At 75.1% G+C, this 15,824-nt stretch carries 19 protein-coding genes; 11 read left to right on the top strand and 8 right to left on the bottom strand.

Going from position 1 to position 15,824, the window contains the following annotated elements; translation table 11 throughout:
- The first annotated feature begins 74 nt into the window (after nucleotides 1-74).
- Both ACIPLC_RS24835 and ACIPLC_RS24830 read left to right on the top strand, forming a co-directional pair.
- The gene (locus ACIPLC_RS24835) at nucleotides 75-1,169 is read left to right on the top strand and encodes a WD40/YVTN/BNR-like repeat-containing protein (protein ID WP_400475210.1); all 1,095 of its coding nucleotides are present in this window, start codon (nucleotides 75-77) and stop codon (nucleotides 1,167-1,169) included.
- Nucleotides 1,170-1,260: 91 nt separating this feature from the next.
- Nucleotides 1,261-2,004, top strand: coding sequence for a GNAT family N-acetyltransferase (locus ACIPLC_RS24830; RefSeq protein ID WP_400475209.1), 744 nt, complete (start codon nucleotides 1,261-1,263; stop codon nucleotides 2,002-2,004).
- Nucleotides 2,005-2,065: 61 nt separating this feature from the next.
- On the opposite strand, the gene ACIPLC_RS24825 is transcribed toward ACIPLC_RS24830, so the two are convergent.
- The gene (locus ACIPLC_RS24825) at nucleotides 2,066-2,923 is read right to left on the bottom strand and encodes an EamA family transporter (RefSeq protein WP_400475208.1); all 858 of its coding nucleotides are present in this window, start codon (nucleotides 2,921-2,923) and stop codon (nucleotides 2,066-2,068) included.
- A 74-nt stretch (nucleotides 2,924-2,997) separates the two neighbouring features.
- Here ACIPLC_RS24825 and ACIPLC_RS24820 point away from each other — a divergent pair, with 74 nt between their 5' ends.
- Both ACIPLC_RS24820 and ACIPLC_RS24815 read left to right on the top strand, forming a co-directional pair.
- Complete coding sequence (locus tag ACIPLC_RS24820; RefSeq protein WP_400475207.1) at nucleotides 2,998-3,876, top strand: MurR/RpiR family transcriptional regulator; 879 nt, start codon at nucleotides 2,998-3,000, stop codon at nucleotides 3,874-3,876.
- A 64-nt stretch (nucleotides 3,877-3,940) separates the two neighbouring features.
- Nucleotides 3,941-4,999 (top strand): LacI family DNA-binding transcriptional regulator, encoded by a 1,059-nt coding sequence (locus ACIPLC_RS24815; protein ID WP_400475206.1) that lies wholly within the window; start codon nucleotides 3,941-3,943, stop codon nucleotides 4,997-4,999.
- 7 nt (nucleotides 5,000-5,006) lie between these two features.
- Here the strand turns inward: ACIPLC_RS24815 and ACIPLC_RS24810 are convergent, their stop codons facing one another.
- The 3 genes from ACIPLC_RS24810 to ACIPLC_RS24800 all read right to left on the bottom strand — a co-directional run bounded on the left by ACIPLC_RS24810 (nucleotide 5,007) and on the right by ACIPLC_RS24800 (nucleotide 6,523).
- Nucleotides 5,007-5,324, bottom strand: a complete 318-nt coding sequence (locus ACIPLC_RS24810; RefSeq protein ID WP_400475205.1) for a hypothetical protein — start codon at nucleotides 5,322-5,324, stop codon at nucleotides 5,007-5,009.
- 76 nt (nucleotides 5,325-5,400) lie between these two features.
- Complete coding sequence (locus ACIPLC_RS24805) at nucleotides 5,401-5,913, bottom strand: GNAT family N-acetyltransferase (RefSeq protein ID WP_400475204.1); 513 nt, start codon at nucleotides 5,911-5,913, stop codon at nucleotides 5,401-5,403.
- Between the two features lie 157 nt (nucleotides 5,914-6,070).
- A complete protein-coding gene (locus ACIPLC_RS24800; RefSeq protein WP_400475203.1) occupies nucleotides 6,071-6,523 on the bottom strand; it encodes a molybdopterin-dependent oxidoreductase in 453 nt (150 codons plus the stop codon).
- 411 nt (nucleotides 6,524-6,934) lie between these two features.
- Between ACIPLC_RS24800 and ACIPLC_RS24795 the strand changes: the two genes are divergently transcribed.
- The 3 genes from ACIPLC_RS24795 to ACIPLC_RS24785 all read left to right on the top strand — a co-directional run bounded on the left by ACIPLC_RS24795 (nucleotide 6,935) and on the right by ACIPLC_RS24785 (nucleotide 10,306).
- Nucleotides 6,935-8,518 (top strand): PucR family transcriptional regulator, encoded by a 1,584-nt coding sequence (locus ACIPLC_RS24795; RefSeq protein WP_400475202.1) that lies wholly within the window; start codon nucleotides 6,935-6,937, stop codon nucleotides 8,516-8,518.
- A gap of 119 nt (nucleotides 8,519-8,637) precedes the next feature.
- A complete protein-coding gene (locus tag ACIPLC_RS24790) occupies nucleotides 8,638-9,009 on the top strand; it encodes a YciI family protein (RefSeq protein WP_400475201.1) in 372 nt (123 codons plus the stop codon).
- A 61-nt stretch (nucleotides 9,010-9,070) separates the two neighbouring features.
- Nucleotides 9,071-10,306 carry an RNA polymerase sigma factor gene (locus tag ACIPLC_RS24785; protein WP_400475200.1) on the top strand — a complete coding sequence of 412 codons (1,236 nt, stop codon included), beginning with the start codon at nucleotides 9,071-9,073 and terminating at the stop codon, nucleotides 10,304-10,306.
- A gap of 83 nt (nucleotides 10,307-10,389) precedes the next feature.
- Here ACIPLC_RS24785 and ACIPLC_RS24780 read toward each other — a convergent pair whose 3' ends face one another.
- Nucleotides 10,390-10,857, bottom strand: coding sequence for a MarR family winged helix-turn-helix transcriptional regulator (locus tag ACIPLC_RS24780; RefSeq protein ID WP_400475246.1), 468 nt, complete (start codon nucleotides 10,855-10,857; stop codon nucleotides 10,390-10,392).
- Between the two features lie 132 nt (nucleotides 10,858-10,989).
- Here ACIPLC_RS24780 and ACIPLC_RS24775 point away from each other — a divergent pair, with 132 nt between their 5' ends.
- Nucleotides 10,990-11,772, top strand: coding sequence for a dioxygenase (locus ACIPLC_RS24775; protein WP_400475199.1), 783 nt, complete (start codon nucleotides 10,990-10,992; stop codon nucleotides 11,770-11,772).
- A 40-nt stretch (nucleotides 11,773-11,812) separates the two neighbouring features.
- On the opposite strand, the gene ACIPLC_RS24770 is transcribed toward ACIPLC_RS24775, so the two are convergent.
- Entirely contained in the window at nucleotides 11,813-12,460 is a 648-nt protein-coding gene (locus ACIPLC_RS24770; RefSeq protein ID WP_400475198.1) for an NAD(P)-dependent oxidoreductase, read from the bottom strand.
- A 146-nt stretch (nucleotides 12,461-12,606) separates the two neighbouring features.
- Between ACIPLC_RS24770 and ACIPLC_RS24765 the strand changes: the two genes are divergently transcribed.
- The gene (locus tag ACIPLC_RS24765) at nucleotides 12,607-13,200 is read left to right on the top strand and encodes a maleylpyruvate isomerase N-terminal domain-containing protein (RefSeq protein WP_400475197.1); all 594 of its coding nucleotides are present in this window, start codon (nucleotides 12,607-12,609) and stop codon (nucleotides 13,198-13,200) included.
- Between the two features lie 63 nt (nucleotides 13,201-13,263).
- Here the strand turns inward: ACIPLC_RS24765 and ACIPLC_RS24760 are convergent, their stop codons facing one another.
- Nucleotides 13,264-13,665: a VOC family protein gene (locus ACIPLC_RS24760; RefSeq protein WP_400475196.1), complete on the bottom strand. Its 402-nt coding sequence runs from the start codon at nucleotides 13,663-13,665 to the stop codon at nucleotides 13,264-13,266.
- A gap of 4 nt (nucleotides 13,666-13,669) precedes the next feature.
- A complete protein-coding gene (locus ACIPLC_RS24755) occupies nucleotides 13,670-14,236 on the bottom strand; it encodes a GNAT family N-acetyltransferase (RefSeq protein WP_400475195.1) in 567 nt (188 codons plus the stop codon).
- 265 nt (nucleotides 14,237-14,501) lie between these two features.
- Here ACIPLC_RS24755 and ACIPLC_RS24750 point away from each other — a divergent pair, with 265 nt between their 5' ends.
- On the top strand, nucleotides 14,502-15,272 hold the full coding sequence (locus ACIPLC_RS24750) for an SDR family NAD(P)-dependent oxidoreductase (protein ID WP_400475194.1): 771 nt from the start codon (nucleotides 14,502-14,504) through the stop codon (nucleotides 15,270-15,272).
- A 109-nt stretch (nucleotides 15,273-15,381) separates the two neighbouring features.
- Nucleotides 15,382-15,792 carry a MerR family transcriptional regulator gene (locus ACIPLC_RS24745; RefSeq protein WP_400475193.1) on the top strand — a complete coding sequence of 137 codons (411 nt, stop codon included), beginning with the start codon at nucleotides 15,382-15,384 and terminating at the stop codon, nucleotides 15,790-15,792.
- The last annotated feature ends 32 nt before the right edge of the window (nucleotides 15,793-15,824 follow it).

The following is a 15,824-nucleotide window of genomic DNA, read 5'->3' as shown; positions in this document are numbered from 1 at the left end:
CCGGCGGACGGCGGGACACTGGGCGTCGGGGGCCCGTCCCGGGGGGCCGCGCTCGTGACCAGGTGGTGTGAGGCATGACCGAAGTGCTGTTGGCCGTCGGAACCGAGAAGGGCCTCTTTCTCGGCCGCAGCCGCGACCGGCTGGACTGGGAGTTCAGCGGGCCGCACTTCCGGATGAACGCGGTCTACTCCGTCTCCGTCGACCGCCGCGACGGTCGCACCCGGCTGCTGGTCGGCGCCGACAGCAGCCACTGGGGGCCGTCCGTCTGGCGCTCCGACGACCTCGGCGCCACCTGGTACGAGCCGCCGCGGCCGGCCATCCGCTTCCCCGAGTCCACCGGCGCCTCGCTCACCCGGGTCTGGCAGCTCCAGCCGGCCGGGCCGGAGGCCCCCGGCGTCGTCTACGCCGGCACCGAGCCCGCCGCGCTGTTCCGCTCCGAGGACGGCGGCGAGACCTTCCGCCTGGTCGAGTCGCTCTGGAACCACCCGCAGCGGCCCGACTGGGGCGCCGGCTACGGCGGCCAGGGCCTGCACACCATCGTCACCGACCCGCGCGACCCGCAGCGGCTGCTGGTCGCCGTCTCCAGCGGCGGCGTCTACCGCAGCAAGGACGGCGGCGACAGCTGGGAGCCCGCCAACACCGGTCTGCGCGCCGAGTTCCTCCCGGAGGAGGGCCAGTACCCCGAGTTCGGCCAGTGCGTGCACAAGATCGCCCCCGACCCCGTCCACCCCGACCGGCTGTACCTGCAGAACCACGGCGGCGTCTACCGCAGCGACGACTGGGGCGCGAGCTGGCGCTCCATCGCCGACGGACTGCCCGCCGAGTTCGGCTTCGCCGTCGCCGCCCACCCGCGCCGGGGCGACACCGCCTACCTGTTCCCGCTCGGCGGCGCGGACGACCGCATCCCGCCCGACCGCCGCTGCCGGGTCTTCCGCACCACCGACGGCGGCACCAGCTGGCAGCCGCTCGCCGACGGCCTGCCCGGCGAGGACCACTACGGCGTCGTGCTGCGCGACGCGCTGCGCACCGACGACGCCGAACCGGCCGGGATCTACTTCGGCAACCGGACCGGCGACGTCTACGGCAGCCGCGACGAGGGCGAGAGCTGGTCGTTGCTGACTTCCCACCTGCCGGACGTGCTCTGCGTCCGCGCCGCGGTGGTGGACTGACAATTCGGTTGCCCGGAGGCGCACTTTCCTCGACCATGACGGCGGACGAACGACCGTACGAATGGGGCTTAGTGTGACCGAGGCGGATTTGATGATCGGGCGTAACGGCGAGGGCGTACCGGTGGTGCGCTACCTCCCGGGCGAGCGGGAGGGCCGGCCCTGGGCCGACCTGCTGGAGGTGTTGGACGGGAGCGGCGGCATCGACCCGGTGGAGTTCGTCCGCACCGAGATGGCCGGGTGGGTGGTCTCCGGGACGCCCGAGTTCGGCCTCGCCCTGCTGGAGCACGGCGCGACCGTGCTCCGGCACGCCCACGGCATGCGGCGCGACCTGGTCGCCGACCCGCCGCCCGCCGACTGGGCCGGGGCCCCGCTGCGCGGCGGACTGCGGGCCGTGCCCTGCGACCGCGCGCCCGAGGACCTGTTCGAGGCCTGGCGGGCCGCGTTCGCCCCGGGGCACCCGGACCACTTCGCGGGCGACGACCGGCAGGCGCTGGCGGAGCGGATCGCCCCGCTGCTCGCCGGCGAGGTCATCGGGCCGGTGCTGCCGTCCAGCCTGCTCGCCGTGGACGCGCAGGACCGGGTGGTGGCCGGGCTCGTCCTCACCGACCGCGGCGGCGTGCCGTGGATCGCCGACGTCTTCCGGCACCCGGAGCTCGGCTACCGGGGCCTCGGCGCGGACCTGCTGCGCCGCGCCGTCGCCGACGCCGCCGAACGCGGGCTCGTCGAGGTGCAGTTGGCCGTCACCGACGGCAACCCGGCCCGCCGGCTCTACGAAGCCCTGGGCTTCGAGCTGCTGAGCACCGCGCTGACCGTGATCGTGCCGGAGAAGGGCTGACGGCCACCGGGCCCTGTCCGGCCGGTCTCGGGGGATCGGCCCGCGATCGGCCGGACAGGGCCTACGGCCGGGCCAGCTCCAGGACCGCTATCCCGGCCAGCACGGTGATGCTTGCGGTCAGCCGCAGGCGGCCGAGCCGCTCCCGGAAGACCACGGTGGCGATCAGGGCGGCGATCACGATGCTCGTCTCGCGCAGCGCCGCGATCGTCGCCAAGTCCCCCCGGGACTGCGCCCACACCACCAGGCCGTAGGCCGTCAGCGAGAGCACGCCTCCCGCGATCCCCAGCGGCACCACCCTGCCGACCCCGGTCAGCAGCGAACGGCCGCGCCGGGCCCAGACGATCAGTGCGAGCGTCGGCCCCTGCAACAGGAACAGCCAGGCCACGTAGCCGCCGACCGTCCCGGCGTGCCGGACGCCGCTGCCGTCCAGCACCGTGTACACGGCGATCATCACGCCCGTCCCGGCGGCGGCCCCGAGCGCGGGCAGTTGCGCCCGCCCCGGGATGCCCTTGGCGAAGGCCAGCCCGATCAGGCCGCAGGAGATCACCACCACGCCCAGCAGCTCGCCCGCGCCCGGGTGCTGGCCGAGCACGGTGGCCGACAGCAGGGCCACCAGCAGCGGCGCCGAGCCGCGCGCGATCGGGTACATCTGCCCGAAGTCGCCCAGCTGATAGGCCCGTAGCAGCAGGACCGTCGACGTCGTCTGGACGGCGACCGAGGCCAGCAGGTACGGCCAGGACGAGGCCGCCGGCAGCGGGTTGAGCAGCACCAGGACGAGCGCGCACGCGGTGTAGGTCAGGTTGATCAGCGCGAAGCCGACCAGCTTGTCCGGGATCCGGTGCGCCAGGCCGTTCCAGACGGCGTGCAGCACGGCCGCGGCGAGCACGGCCACCGGCACGGCCGGCACGATCTCAGGCATGGCGAAGCTCCCCTCCGACGGCCTTCCGGCGACCCGGCACGGCCTGGAACCGAATTCCACGCTACCCTAGCGCCATGGAAGGACATTCCGACATGATGCCCCCGGTGACGCCCTTGGAGTCCCAGCTCGCCGCGCGGATCCGGGCCCGGCTCGGCGAACTGCGCGGCACCGAGGCGCGGGTGGCCCGAGTGGTGCTCGACCGGGGCACCGGCCTGGTGCACCTGAGCGTCAGCGACGTCGCCGCGCTGGCCGGCACCGCCCCCTCCTCGGTGGTCCGGGCCTGCCAGCGGCTCGGCTTCCGCGGCTACCAGGAGCTGAAGATCGCCGCCGCCCGGCACTCCCCCGCCGCCGCCCCGGACCCCGCCGACGACGAACGCGACCCGGCCGCCCGGGCCCTCGCCGACACCCTGCGGGCCGCCCGCGCGGCCCTGGACGGGATCACCGCCACGCTCACCGCCGACGACCTGCGGGCGGCCGCCGACGTGCTGGCCGACGCCGACCAGGTGGTGCTGGTCGGCTCCGGACTGTCCGGCGCGGTGGTGCTCGACCTCGCCTACCGGCTGCGCGCGCTCGGCCTGCGCGTCGACGCCCCCGCCGACCCGCTCACCGCCCAGCTGGCCGCCGCCCAACTCCCGCCCGGCGGCGTCTGCTTCGCGGTCAGCCACGGCGGCGCCACCCCACTGGTGATCGACGCCGCGCGCCGGGCCCGCGCCGCCGGGGCGTCCGTGGTCGCGCTCACCGGCTACGCCCGCTCGCCGCTCACCGAGACGGCGACCCACACCCTGGTCGCGGGCGGGCAGGACCTGGTCTTCGGCCTGGAGACCACGGCCAGCCGGCTCGCCCACCTGGCCGCCGTCGACGCGCTCGCCCAGACCCTGCTGGCGCTGCGCGGGCAACCCGCCGAACAGGCCCTCGGCCTCTCGGCGGACATCACGGCGGACCACACGTACTGAGACGAACCCTCGGACAGGCCGCTGACGCCCGGAGCCGTCGGTGGCGCTGTGTAGGCTCGCGGGCATGGCGAGGGTGACACGGGACGATGTGGCGCGGGTGGCGGGGACGTCCACGGCGGTCGTGAGTTATGTGATCAACGACGGGCCGCGGCCGGTGGCGCCCGCGACCCGGGCGCGGGTGCTCGCGGCGGTCGAGGAGCTCGGCTACCGCCCCAACCGGGTCGCCCAGGCGATGGCGCGGCGGCGGACCGACCTGCTCGGCATGGTCGTGCCGGACGCCCGCCAGCCGTTCTTCGCCGGGCTCGCCCACGCCGTCGAGCAGGCCGCCGCCGATCACGGCCGGCTGCTGCTGATCGGCAACTCCGACTACGTGGACGAGCGCGAGGCGCACTACATCCGCGCGTTCCTCGGCATGCAGGTCGACGGACTGGTCCTGGTCACCCAGGACCCGGCCACCCCCGGGCTCACCGGCTTCGACGTGGGCGACGGCACGCCGGTCGTGCTGCTGCACCACCGGGCCGAGACCCCCGACGGCGTCGCGGTGGTGGCGGACGACGAGGGCGGCGCCCGCGAGGTGGTCCGGCACCTGCTCGGGCACGGCCACGCCGAGGTGCACTGCTTCGGCGGCACCCTCGCGCTCAGCCCGCACGACCCGGTCACCGGGCGGACGGCCGGCTGGGCCGCCGCACTGACCGAGGCCGGGCTGGCGACCGAGGGGCGGCTGGTGCCGGCGCCGTTCGACCGCGTCCGGGCGCACGCCGAGGCGCTCGCCCTGCTGGCCCGGCCGGACCGGCCGTCCGCCGTGTTCTGCGCGACCGACGACCAGGCGATCGGCCTGCTGCGGGCCGCCGACGACCTGGGCATCCGGGTGCCGGAGCAGCTCGCGGTGGCCGGCTTCGACGACATCGCCGAGGCGGTGATCGCCGGCCCGGCGCTGACCACCGTCGCGACCGCGCAGGACGAGATGGCCCGCGCCGCGGTGGACCTGGTGCTCGGCGGGGCCGAGCGGCGCTCCACCGGCGCGCGGACCTTCCCGGCCCGGATGGTGCTGCGGCGCTCCTGCGGCTGCCCCGCGCCGGACCGGGCGGCCGTAGGCGCAGACGCAGGCGCAGTCCTGATCTGACGTTGCGTCACACATGCCCGGCGCTTGGCCAGTTGAGCCGGAAGACGACCTCGGCCGGGTAGCGGTCGCTCGGGGGCGGGGTGCCCGGCCCGCCCGGGGTCGGGCCCGCCTCCGGGTCGAAGTCGACCCTCGCGGTGGACGTCGCGGCCGGCACCGGGCGGCCCGGGGCGCGCTGGGCGGTGATCGGGCACTTGGAGAGGGTCATCGCGCCGCCGTTGATGACGAGCCGCGAGTTCGAGCAGTTGCCGCTGACGCCGGTCCAGCCGCCGGAACAGGTCTGGCGGGCGGGCGACAGGATGTCCGTACACCTCCGACCCCACGACACCCCGACGACCGCCAGATCGCCCGACCGTCAGATCGCCCGACCGCCCGACCGCCCGACCGCCACTCGGGCGCTCCGGTCAGCGGAGTTCGTCCGCGAGGAGGTCCATCAGCAGGTTGTCGTGCCAGGTGCCGTCCGGGCCGCGCTCGTACTGGCGCATGGTGCCGACGGAACGGAAGCCGACCTTCGCGTAGCAGCGGATCGCGGCGGTGTTGTCGGCCGCCGGGTCGATGATCAGCCGGTGGTAGTGGTGGTGGTCGACGAGGTGGCGGGCCAGGGTGCGGACGGCGTCGGTGCCGAGGCCGACGCCGTGGACCTCCGGGTCGAGGTAGATGTCGATGCCGGCGTGCCGGTACTCGTCGTCGTTGTTGGCGTACCACTGGATGGCGCCGACGATCTTCCCGCCCACCTCGACGGCGAGGGTCTCGGTGTCGGGCTCCTCCAGGTCGCTGGCGACGGCGTCGGCGAGGTTGTCACCGCCCCGCCAGCGGGCGAACACCTCGGGCGTGCCGCGGATGGCCGCGAGCGCCGGGATGTCGTCGGTGCCGGCGGTGCGGAGGGTCACCAGGGTGCCGTGCAGAATCGTCCCCATATGGGGCATGTTGGCACGGAAACAGGCATCCGGCGAGCTGTTTTCCGGCATTCCCCGCGATCGTCCGCACCCCCTCCGAGCAGCGACGATGCTCCGCCGCGACGCGCTCGGCGAGAGCGGGACCCGCGACGGCGCGGGGCCCGCTCCCAGCCGGGGCTCAGGCCGCCGGTTCACCCAACGGGCCGAGCCAGACCGCGGTGACCCCGCTGACGTAGCGGGCGCCGCAGTGGTCGTCGGGGACGACCAGCTGCGGGCCGGCGGTGTCCAGCGGGGCGCCGTCCATGCTGGTGGCCAGCAGGATCCGCTGGCCGCCGAAGTCGGGGTCGATCTCGGCCCAGGAGACGACGGCCCGGTGGCCGTCCGCGCCGCTGACCGACAGCAGGAAGCGCAGCCGCTGCTTGCGGCCGGAGAAGTCGATCCGGGGCCGGGCCGCGCACAGCACGTCCCAGAGCGCGGGCCCCTCGTAGCCGTGCCGCTGCTCGCCCTCGGCCAGGCAGTCGAAGCTGACCTCGACGCGGTGCGCGGGGAGGGCGCGCAACTGGTCGACCGTCAGCTCGGCGGGCCGGTCGAGGTGGCCGTGCAGCCGGACGGTGGGCCTCGACGGGGTCATGGTGCTCCCTCCTCCCGGGCCGCGCCGCTGCGACCCGGGAGGGGGTTACCCGAGGGAGAGCCCCGGCATTCGCAGCTACGGCACTGAAGGGATTATTTCATCGGCATCTGCCATGGAAGTGGGCGCTTTCAGCTGGTATCTGCGGCGCCAGAGGAGGGGCGCCAGAGGAGGGGCGCTCGAAGAGGTGGCTCGACGCGCCCCGCACTGATGGAAGCAGCCCCGCAATCGGGTGGACGACTGGTTCCGCACACCGCCCGAGGGGCCCCGCGCTGGATGATCCGACAAGAAGAATCACCGCCGTCCGACTTGCATTTACGATGCCCATGCGCACCTGAACCTTGCACTTGCGAGACATGGTCCCGCGCAGCGCACAAGGGCGAGAGAGAGCGAGATGAGCGAGATGAGCGAGAGATGATCGTCGGCGACCTGCTGCACCTCGACGACCTGGACATCCGCCTGGCCTGGGGCACACCGGACCTGCTCGCCCGCCCGGTCACCGGGCTCAGCTCCACCGACCTCCAGGACCCGGCCCGCTACCTCCAGCGCGGCGAGCTCGTCCTCACCGGCCTGGTCTGGTGGCAGCCCGCCGACGCCTCCGGCGCGCTGCGCTTCGCCACCGCGCTGCGCAGCGCGGGCGTGGCGGCGCTACTGGCCGGCGAGGGCACCCACGGCAGCATCCCGGACAGCCTCGCCGACGCCTGCCGCACCCACGGCATCCCGCTGCTGGCGGTGCCCGCCGGAGTCGGCTTCCGCGCCGTCACCGACCGCGTCCACCTGCGGCTCTGGGGGGACCTGCGGGCCGGCGCCCAGGACACCGCGGCGATCCCGGAGACCGTCCGGCGCGAACTGCTCGACCTTTTGCACGCGGACGCCGGGGCCGGCGGGGTGCTGGCCCACGCCGTCGGCCGGCTCGGGGTGCCGGACTGCTCGATCGCCACCACCGGCGGCCGGGCCGTCGCCGCCACCGCCACGCCCGTCCCGCCCGCCGGGCGCGGCGACACCGGGCTGCCCGTCGGGCCCCAGGACGGCTCGCCGTTCGACGGCTGGCGGCTGCGCCCGCACCTGCGCTCGGCGGCGGCCGATCCGGTGCTGCAGGGCCTGGCCGAACTGCTCGCCCCGCTCGCCGCCCGCGCCCACGCCGACGCGGGCGCGGGCGCGCGGCGCCGGGCCGCCGGGCGGCTGCTGGACTCGCTCGCCGGGGAGGCCTGGCTCGCCGGGCCGCTCGCCGCCTGCGGGCTGGGCGGGGCCGAAGCGCTGGTGGCGGTCACCGCGCGGATCGACGGCGGCCGGGCGGGCGAGGCGGCCACCGCGCCGGGCGACGGCGTGCCCGCCGCCTGGGCGGCGTACGCGCTGGCCGAGGCGCTGCACCCGCTCGACGTGCCGTACGCCGCCGGGACCGACCGCGGCGGGCGGTCCGCCGCACTGGTGGCCGCGCCGGTCGAGCAGGTCGCCGAACGGCTGCGTCGGGCCCGGCCCGCGCTGCAGAGCCGGCTGACCGGTCGGCGCACCCTGCGGGTGGGCGTCGGCCCGGCCGCCCCGCCCGCCCCCGCCGCGCTGCGGGCGGCGCTGGTGCAGGCCCGGTACGTACTGGAGGGCGCGGACGGCCCGGTCGGCAGCGCCGCCGAACTGGACTCGCTGGACGGGCTGCTGCGCGGCATCCCGCCGGAGGTGACGGCCGCCTTCCACGCCCGGCTGCTGGCCCCGCTGGCCGCCCATGACCGGGAGAACGCCGTCTCGCTGCTGGGCACCCTGGCGGTCTTCCTGGACCACGACGGCTCGTGGGCGCGGACGGCCGAGGCGCTGTGCATCCACGTCAACACCGTGCACTATCGGATCCGCCGGATCGAGGAGCTGACCGGCCGCAGTCTGGCCCGGCTGCGGGACCGGCTCGACCTGCGGGCCGCCCTGCTCTGCGCCCCGCAGCCGGCCCGGTCCCAGGCCCCCGCGCCCACGCCCGCGCCGACCCCGGCTTCGGCCCGGGCTCCGGCCCGGTAGACCGCCGAACGGGGGACCTCGCGAAGAATTTTCCGGGCAGGTGTCGAACCGGCGCCGGCCCGTTCGACGCACGGGTGAGAGGCGGGGAGAAGCCCCGCCCGTCCGACCGAGGAGCCACCATGCCGCGCTTCATGTCACTGATCCGCATCGACGAGCAGGCCGCCGCCGGGTTCGAACCCGACCCGGACTTCGAGAAGCGGATGGGGGCGCTGTTCGAGGAGATCACCAAGGCCGGGGTGATGCTGGAGACCTCCGGGCTGACCCCGACCGCCCAGGGCACCCGGGTCACCTGGAGCAACGGGAAGATCGGCTACACCGACGGGCCGTTCACCGAGACCAAGGAGGTCGTCGGCGGCTACGCCATCCTGCAGTGCAAGGACAAGGCGGAGGCCCTGGAGTGGACCCGCCGCTTCCTGAGCAGCCACCCGGCGAGTTGGACGGTCGAGTCGGAGGTCCGGCAGATCGAGGAGATGCCGCAGCCGCAGCCGTAGCCACGACCGTGGCCGTGGCAGCGTTTGCCTCCCTCTCCGCCGGCTGCTCTGATGGGTGGCCGTGACGGAGAGGGACGCGGCGGTCGCCGTCGAGACGGTCTTCAGGATCGAGTCCGCGCGGATCATCGCCGGGGTCGCCCGGATCGTGCGGGACGTGGGCATCGCCGAGGAACTGGCGCAGGACGCCCTGGTGGCCGCGCTGGAGCAGTGGCCGCAGTCGGGGATCCCGGACAATCCGGGCGCCTGGCTGACGGCCACCGCCAAGCGCCGGGCGATCGACCTGGTGCGCCGCCGGGAGGTGTACGCCCGCAAACTCGCCGAGGTGGGGCGGTCGTTGGAGGACGTCCCGCCCCCGGAGCCGGCCGAACCGGACGGCATCGACGACGACCTGCTGCGGCTGATCTTCACCTCCTGCCACCCGGTGCTGTCCCCGGAGGCCCGGATCGCGCTCACCCTGCGGCTGCTCGGCGGGCTGACCACCCCGGAGATCGCCCGGGCGTTCCTGGCGCCCGAACCGACCGTGGCGCAACGGATCGTCCGGGCCAAGCGGGCGCTGGCCAAGGCCCGGGTGCCGTTCGAGGTGCCGTACGGGGAGGACCGCACGGAACGGCTCTCCTCGGTGCTGGAGGTCCTCTACCTGGTCTTCAACGAGGGCTACTCGGCCACCGCCGGGGACGACCTGCTGCGCCCGCAGCTGTGCGAGGACGCGCTGCGGCTGGCCCGGGTGCTGGCCGGGCTGATGCCCGCCGAGCCGGAGGTGCACGGGCTGGTCGCGCTGCTGGAGTTCCAGGCCTCGCGGACGGCCGCCCGGACGGGGCCCGACGGCCGGCCCGTCCTGCTGGCGGAACAGAACCGCGCCCGCTGGGACGGGCTGCTCATCCGGCGCGGCTTCGACGCGCTGGAGCGGGCCGGCACCGGGCCGTACGCGGTGCAGGCCGCGATCGCCGCCTGCCACGCCAAGGCGGCGCGCTACCAGGACACGGACTGGGCGACGATCGCCGCGCTCTACGGGCGGCTGCTGGTGCTGACGCCGTCCCCGGTCGTGGCGCTGAACCGGGCGGTGGCCGTCTCGATGGCGCAGGGCCCGGCGGCCGCGCTGGAACTGGTGGACGCGCTGGCGGCCGAGCCGGCGCTGCGCGGGTACCACCTGCTGCCGAGCGTGCGGGGCGATCTGCTGGCCCGGCTCGGGCGGGCGGCGGAGGCCCGGGCGGAGTTCGAGCGGGCGGCGGAGCTGACCCGCAACGAGCGGGAGCGCGAGCTGCTGCGGGGGCGGGCGGCGGCGCTGGGGGCTGGCTGAGCGGCCTGAGGCTTCGGGGCTCAGGGCTTCAGGGCTTCAGGGCTCAGGGGTTTCAGGCCCCGAGGCTCAGGGGTTTCAGGGTTTCAGGGCGTGTCGTCGAGGCGCAGCCGGGCGCTGACCTCGCCGAGGCTTTCGGCGAGCACGGCCAGCTGTTCGCGGGTGAGCACGTCGATCAGCAGCTCGCGGACCAGGGTGACGTGCCCGGGTGCGGCCTGCCGCAGTGCCTCCCGCCCCTGGTCGGTGAGTTCGGCGATGACGCCGCGCACGTCGCTGGGACAGGAGCGGCGGGCGACCAGGCCCATCCGCTCCAACTGGGTGACCTGGTAGGTGAGGCCGCTCTTGGAGGTGACCAGCTTGTCGGCGAGTTCGGTCATCCGCAGCGCGTGGGCCGGGGCGGCGGACAGGTGCACCAGGATCTCGTACTGCTGGTGCGAGAGGCCGGAGTCCTCCTTGAGCTGGCGCTCCAGTCGGCGGTTGAGCAGGTTGCTCGCGACGACGAAACCCCGCCAGGCGGCCATCTCGTCCTGGTCCAGCCAGCGGGGCTCGTTCAGTGTGGACATGTGGTGAAGCCTACTCCTGTTGTTCAAATTCGAACGAAGGTGTACGGTCGGTCGACGGGGAGAGGTTCAAATTTGAACTACTCGTTGTGAGCCCCCGTTCCGTTCGACCCGGAGGAGGACGCCATGAGCACCGCGGCCCCCGAGCGTATGCCCGCCCTGTACCTCTCGCACGGCGCGCCGCCGCTCGCCGACGACCCGGTCTGGCCCGGTGAACTGGCCGCCTGGTCCGCCGACCTGCCCCGGCCCAAGGCCGTCCTGATGGTCTCCGCCCACTGGGAGGAGGCGCCGCTCGCCCTCGGCGCCGTCACCACCGTGCCGCTGGTGTACGACTTCTGGGGCTTCCCCGAGCACTACTACCGGGTCCAGTACGCCGCCCCCGGCGCGCCGGCGCTCGCCGACCGCGTCCGCAAGCTGCTGCGCGCCCCCGGCACGCCCGTCCAGGACATCCCCGACCGCGGGCTCGACCACGGCGCGTACGTCCCGCTGGTGGAGATGTTCCCGGAGGCCGACATCCCCGTCCTCCAGATCTCCATGCCCACGCTCGACCCGCAGCGGCTGTTGGAGATCGGCCGCCGGCTCGCCCCGCTGCGCGACGAGGGCGTGCTGATCGTCGGCAGCGGCTTCTTCACCCACAACCTGCGGGCGCTCAGCAACGACGGCCGGATCAGCTCGGTGATGGCCGAGTTCGACGACTGGGGCCGACGCGCCCTGGACGCCCACGACCTGGACGCGCTGCTCGACTTCGAGCACAAGGCCCCTGCCGGGCGGCTCGCCCACCCGCGCACCGAGCACTTCGCCCCGCTGTTCGTCACCCTCGGCGCCGGCGAGGCCGACCTCGGCAGCCAGCACAGCGTCATCGACGGGTTCTGGATGGGGCTCGCCAAACGGTCGATCCAGCTGGGCTGACCGGGCGCCGCGGTTGCGGGCTCCCGCGCCCGGCCAGCGGCTACAGCGCGCAGCAGGTGAAGCGCTCGCCGATGTGCTCGGGCTGCTCGGCCTCGTCGACCAGGGCGACCGCGTAGTCCGGCACCGAGATCCGGCTGTGCCCGGCGGCGTCCGTGAGCAGCTGCTCCAGACCCGTCTGGTAGCGGCCGGTCCGCTCCCCCGGGCCGAGTTCGGCGGCCGGGCTGAGCACCGTCCAGCGGACGTCGGAGACCGCCCGGTAGTAGTCCAGCGCCGCGCCGTGCGCGTGCATGATCTCCAGCGCCGGCTTCGGCAGCCCCGGGGTGTCCCAGGCCCGCACCCCCGGCGCGGTCTCCAGGCTGCCCGCGCCGCCGACCGCGATCAGCCGGGGCGCGGCGCCGCCGAGCGAGCGCAGGCCCTCCACCAGCGAACGGGCGGCCGGCTCGATCAGCGCCACGTGGCCCTGGCCGTCGCCGCCGCCGACCGCGCTCACCAGGACGTCCTGGCCGGCCGCCACCCGGGCCACCTGGGCCGGGTCCAGGACGTCCGCGCGTTCGACGAAGGCCGCCTCACCCTGGTAGCGGTCCGGGTCGCGGACCACCGCGGTGACTTCGTGCCCGCGCGCGACCGCCTCCGCGACGACGGCGCTGCCGATGGTGCCGTTGGCGCCGATCACGGCGATTCTGGCCATGGGGTACCTGCCTGTCTCTCGGGTGGGGGCGGAGGAGGTCGCCGCGACGTGGCGTCAGACAGGGTCGATTATCGGACGGTTCCGCTGCGCCGGCCCGGGGCGTCGGCCTATCGTGTGACGGTCTTCCGACGACCGAAGGAGTGATCGTGCGCAACAGCGACGCGGTTCGAAGCGCCCTGGACACCGCCCTGCGAGTGCTCGCCCCGCACGCCGAGGACCGCGACTGGAACGCCCCGGCCGGCCCGCTGGAGTGGAACTGCCGCGAGACCGCCGCCCACCTCGCCCACGACCTGCTCGCCTACGCCGGCCAGCTCGCCGCCCGCCCCACCGACCGGTACCTGCCGCTCGACCTCGTCGTCCGCCCCGACGCCGGCCCCGCCCAGGTGCTGACCGTCGTCACCGCCGCCGGGCACCTGCTCGCCACCGCCCTCGACGCCGCCCCGCCCGAGCTGCGCGCCTACCACCACGGCCCCTGCGACCCGCCCGGCTTCGCCGCGATGGGCGTCGCCGAGACCCTCCTGCACACCCACGACATCGCCCTCGGCCTCGGCCTGCCCTGGCAGCCCCCCGCCGACCTCTGCGCCCTCGTCCTCGACCGCCTCTTCCCGCACGCCCCGGACGAGCCCGACGCCCCGGCGGCGGAGGTGCTGCTCTGGTGCACCGGGCGGGGCGAACTGAACGGCCGCCCGCGCAAGTCCTCGTGGACCTGGCGGGCGGCCGTGGGCACATGGCCGGTGTGACCGGGCGTCGGCGGTGACTCGGCCGCGGCCGGTCATGCCGGCGGCGGCAACACGACCGGTGGCTCAGGCGTCGCCGGTGGCGATGCGCTCGGCCTGGCTGCGCTCGGCCTGGCTGCGCTCGACGCACAACTCGTTGCCCTCAAGGTCGCCCAGGGTGACCCAGCCCTTGCCGTCCGGGGTGCGGTGGTCCCCGAGCACCGTCGCGCCCAGCGCGACCAGGCGCTCCACCTCCTCGTCCCGGCTGCGGTCCTGCGGCTGGAGGTCGAGGTGGACCCGGTTCTTCACCGACTTGCCGTCGGGCACCCGGATGAACAGCAGTGAGACGCCGGCGGACTCCACCACCGCCTCCTCGTCACCCGGGTTGTCGTCCTCGCCCAGGGCGCCGTCCAGTGCCTGGGCCCAGAACTGCGCGAGGCCGTGCGGGTCTGCGCAGTCGATCGTCACGTGTCGTACCAGAGATCCCATCCGGCTACTCTGACCTGCCGCGTTCGGATCCGTCCAGCCTTTTCCTGGAGTGCCGGTGACCGTCCACCGGAAACTCCGGCGGGAGCGCCGCCAGCACCTCCTGGAAGGCGTAGCCGCTCTTCTCCGCGACCCGGCAGGAGGCCGGGTTGTCCACCTGGTGCAGCAGGTCGATCCGGGCCAGGCCGTCGTCGGCGAGCGCCTCGAAGGCCCAGACGGTGAGCGCCACCACCGCGCGCGGGGCCACTCCCCGGCCGCGGGCCGCGGCCGCCGTCCAGTAGCCCACCTCGGCCGCCTCCCCGCCCGGGGTACCGCGCTTGAGCGCGACGTTGCCGAGCAGTTCGCCCGTGCCGGGCTCCAGCACCGCGAAGCTGTACCGGCGGCCCTCCGCCCGGCCCCGGTACTGCAGCCCGAGCCAGTGCGCGGCCTCCTCGGCGTTCCCCACCGGGGTGCGGGTGAAGCGGCGCAGCGTCTCGTCCCGGTACGCCTCGATCAGGGCCGGCGCGTCCGTGTCCTCGAAGGGGCGCAGCAGCAGGCCGTCGGCCCTCGGGTGCGCGGTGACGGCGGCGGTCACCGCAGTCCCTCCCCGCCCCGGCGGAGGCCGACGGCCTCGTAGCGGGTGCTTCGTCGTTCGTCGCTCATGGTGCTTCTCCCCGTGGGTGCTTGGTCGTTCGCCGCGATCTTCCTAGCAGGTGGCCGGCCGACCCGCCGCATCGGTCGCCCGCCTGTTCGCGACGGGCTCAGCATGCGGAATCCGCTCCTTCCACTGCGCACCTTCCGGGCTCCTTCCGGCGTGCCGCTTGACCCTGACGCTGGCGGCAGGGTCGGAGGGTGGCGGCATGGACAGTGTCGAGGCGGAACAGCAGCGGATCGTGGTGGTCACCGGGGCCGGGACGGGGATCGGGCGGGAAACCGCGCGGGCGTTCGCGGCGCAGGGGCCGCAGGTGCGGGTGGTGGCGGTCGGGCGGCGGGCCGCGCCGCTGGCGGAGACGGCGGACGCGGCCCCGGGGCGGATCGTGCCGCTGGTCGCGGACGTCACCGGGCCGGGCGCGCCGGAGCGCATCGTCCGGGAGGCGCTGGAGCGGTACGGGCGGTTGGACGTGCTGGTCAACAACGCGGGGATCGTGCACAGCGGGCAGGGCCTGGGCGGCTACGACCGGGAGGGCGTCGCGTCGCTGCTGGCCACCAACCTGGTCGCGCCGGTGCTGCTCGGCCAGGCCGCGCTGGCCGCGCTGACGGAGAGCCGGGGGGTGGTCGTCAACGTCAGTACGGCGGTCGCGCAGCGGGGTTGGCCCACCAACTCGGTGTACGCGGCGAGCAAGGCCGCGCTGGAGACGGTGACCCGCAGTTGGGCGGTCGAGCTGGCACCGCGCGGCGTACGGGTGGTGGCGGTGGCGCCCGGGGCGATCGACACGCCGATCGGCGACCACTCCGGATACAGCCCCGAACAGCGGGCGGGCATCCGGAAGTGGCAGATCGAGCACACCCCGCTGGGCCGGATCGGCCGACCGGCGGAGGTCGCCTGGGCGATCGTGCAACTGGCTTCGCCGCAGGCCTCGTTCGTCACCGGAGTAGTCTTCCCGGTGGACGGGGGCGCCGTCGTGGGCTGAGCCGGACGGGCAGGGCGGGCAGGCAGGCAGGCAGGACGGGCCGTGGAGCGGGGCACGCGGCGGGGCACGCGGCGGGGCATGGGGCAAGGCGTGGGGCGGGGGCGGACGGGTGCGGATCGGTGAGCTGGCGCGGGCGACGGGCGCGACGGTCCGGGCGCTGCGGCACTACGAGCAGGCCGGGCTGCTCACCTCCGAGCGGGCCGCCAACGGGTACCGGCAGTACCCGGGGTCGGCGGCGGTGCGGGTGCGCAACATCCGCGCGCTGGTGGCCGCCGGGCTCACCCTGGAGGACCTCCGGCCGCTGCTGGAGTGCCTGGACGGGGACGTGTTGGCGAGCCCGCCGTCCCCGCAGGTGCTGCGGATCGCCCGGGAGCGGCTGGCCGTCCTGGAGCGCCGGATCTCCGCCCAGAGCGAGGTCCGGGACCGGCTGGTCGCGGCGCTGGCGGCCGCCGGGGTGACGGCCGGGGGTGTCGGGTCGGGGGCCGGGGGTGTCGGGTCGGGGGTTCCCTCCCGCAGGTGACACCCCCGATCGGGGGTACCCGGCAGGCGGGC

It is taken from the genome of Kitasatospora sp. NPDC086801 (assembly GCF_044745805.1).
Classification (GTDB): Bacteria; Actinomycetota; Actinomycetes; order Streptomycetales; family Streptomycetaceae; genus Kitasatospora.
This window is presented reverse-complemented; position numbering and strand designations above follow the sequence as displayed.

Bases quoted from the DNA above. Each gene is read 5' to 3' on its own strand.
- ACIPLC_RS24835 (WP_400475210.1), top strand. From the start codon at position 75: ATGACCGAAGTGCTGTTGGCCGTCGGAACCGAGAAGGGCCTCTTTCTC.
- ACIPLC_RS24830 (WP_400475209.1), top strand. From the start codon at position 1,261: ATGATCGGGCGTAACGGCGAGGGCGTACCGGTGGTGCGCTACCTCCCG.
- ACIPLC_RS24825 (WP_400475208.1), bottom strand. From the start codon at position 2,923: ATGCCTGAGATCGTGCCGGCCGTGCCGGTGGCCGTGCTCGCCGCGGCC.
- ACIPLC_RS24820 (WP_400475207.1), top strand. From the start codon at position 2,998: ATGGAAGGACATTCCGACATGATGCCCCCGGTGACGCCCTTGGAGTCC.
- ACIPLC_RS24815 (WP_400475206.1), top strand. From the start codon at position 3,941: ATGGCGAGGGTGACACGGGACGATGTGGCGCGGGTGGCGGGGACGTCC.
- ACIPLC_RS24805 (WP_400475204.1), bottom strand. From the start codon at position 5,913: ATGGGGACGATTCTGCACGGCACCCTGGTGACCCTCCGCACCGCCGGC.
- ACIPLC_RS24800 (WP_400475203.1), bottom strand. From the start codon at position 6,523: ATGACCCCGTCGAGGCCCACCGTCCGGCTGCACGGCCACCTCGACCGG.
- ACIPLC_RS24795 (WP_400475202.1), top strand. From the start codon at position 6,935: ATGATCGTCGGCGACCTGCTGCACCTCGACGACCTGGACATCCGCCTG.
- ACIPLC_RS24790 (WP_400475201.1), top strand. From the start codon at position 8,638: ATGCCGCGCTTCATGTCACTGATCCGCATCGACGAGCAGGCCGCCGCC.
- ACIPLC_RS24775 (WP_400475199.1), top strand. From the start codon at position 10,990: ATGAGCACCGCGGCCCCCGAGCGTATGCCCGCCCTGTACCTCTCGCAC.
- ACIPLC_RS24770 (WP_400475198.1), bottom strand. From the start codon at position 12,460: ATGGCCAGAATCGCCGTGATCGGCGCCAACGGCACCATCGGCAGCGCC.
- ACIPLC_RS24760 (WP_400475196.1), bottom strand. From the start codon at position 13,665: ATGGGATCTCTGGTACGACACGTGACGATCGACTGCGCAGACCCGCAC.
- ACIPLC_RS24750 (WP_400475194.1), top strand. From the start codon at position 14,502: ATGGACAGTGTCGAGGCGGAACAGCAGCGGATCGTGGTGGTCACCGGG.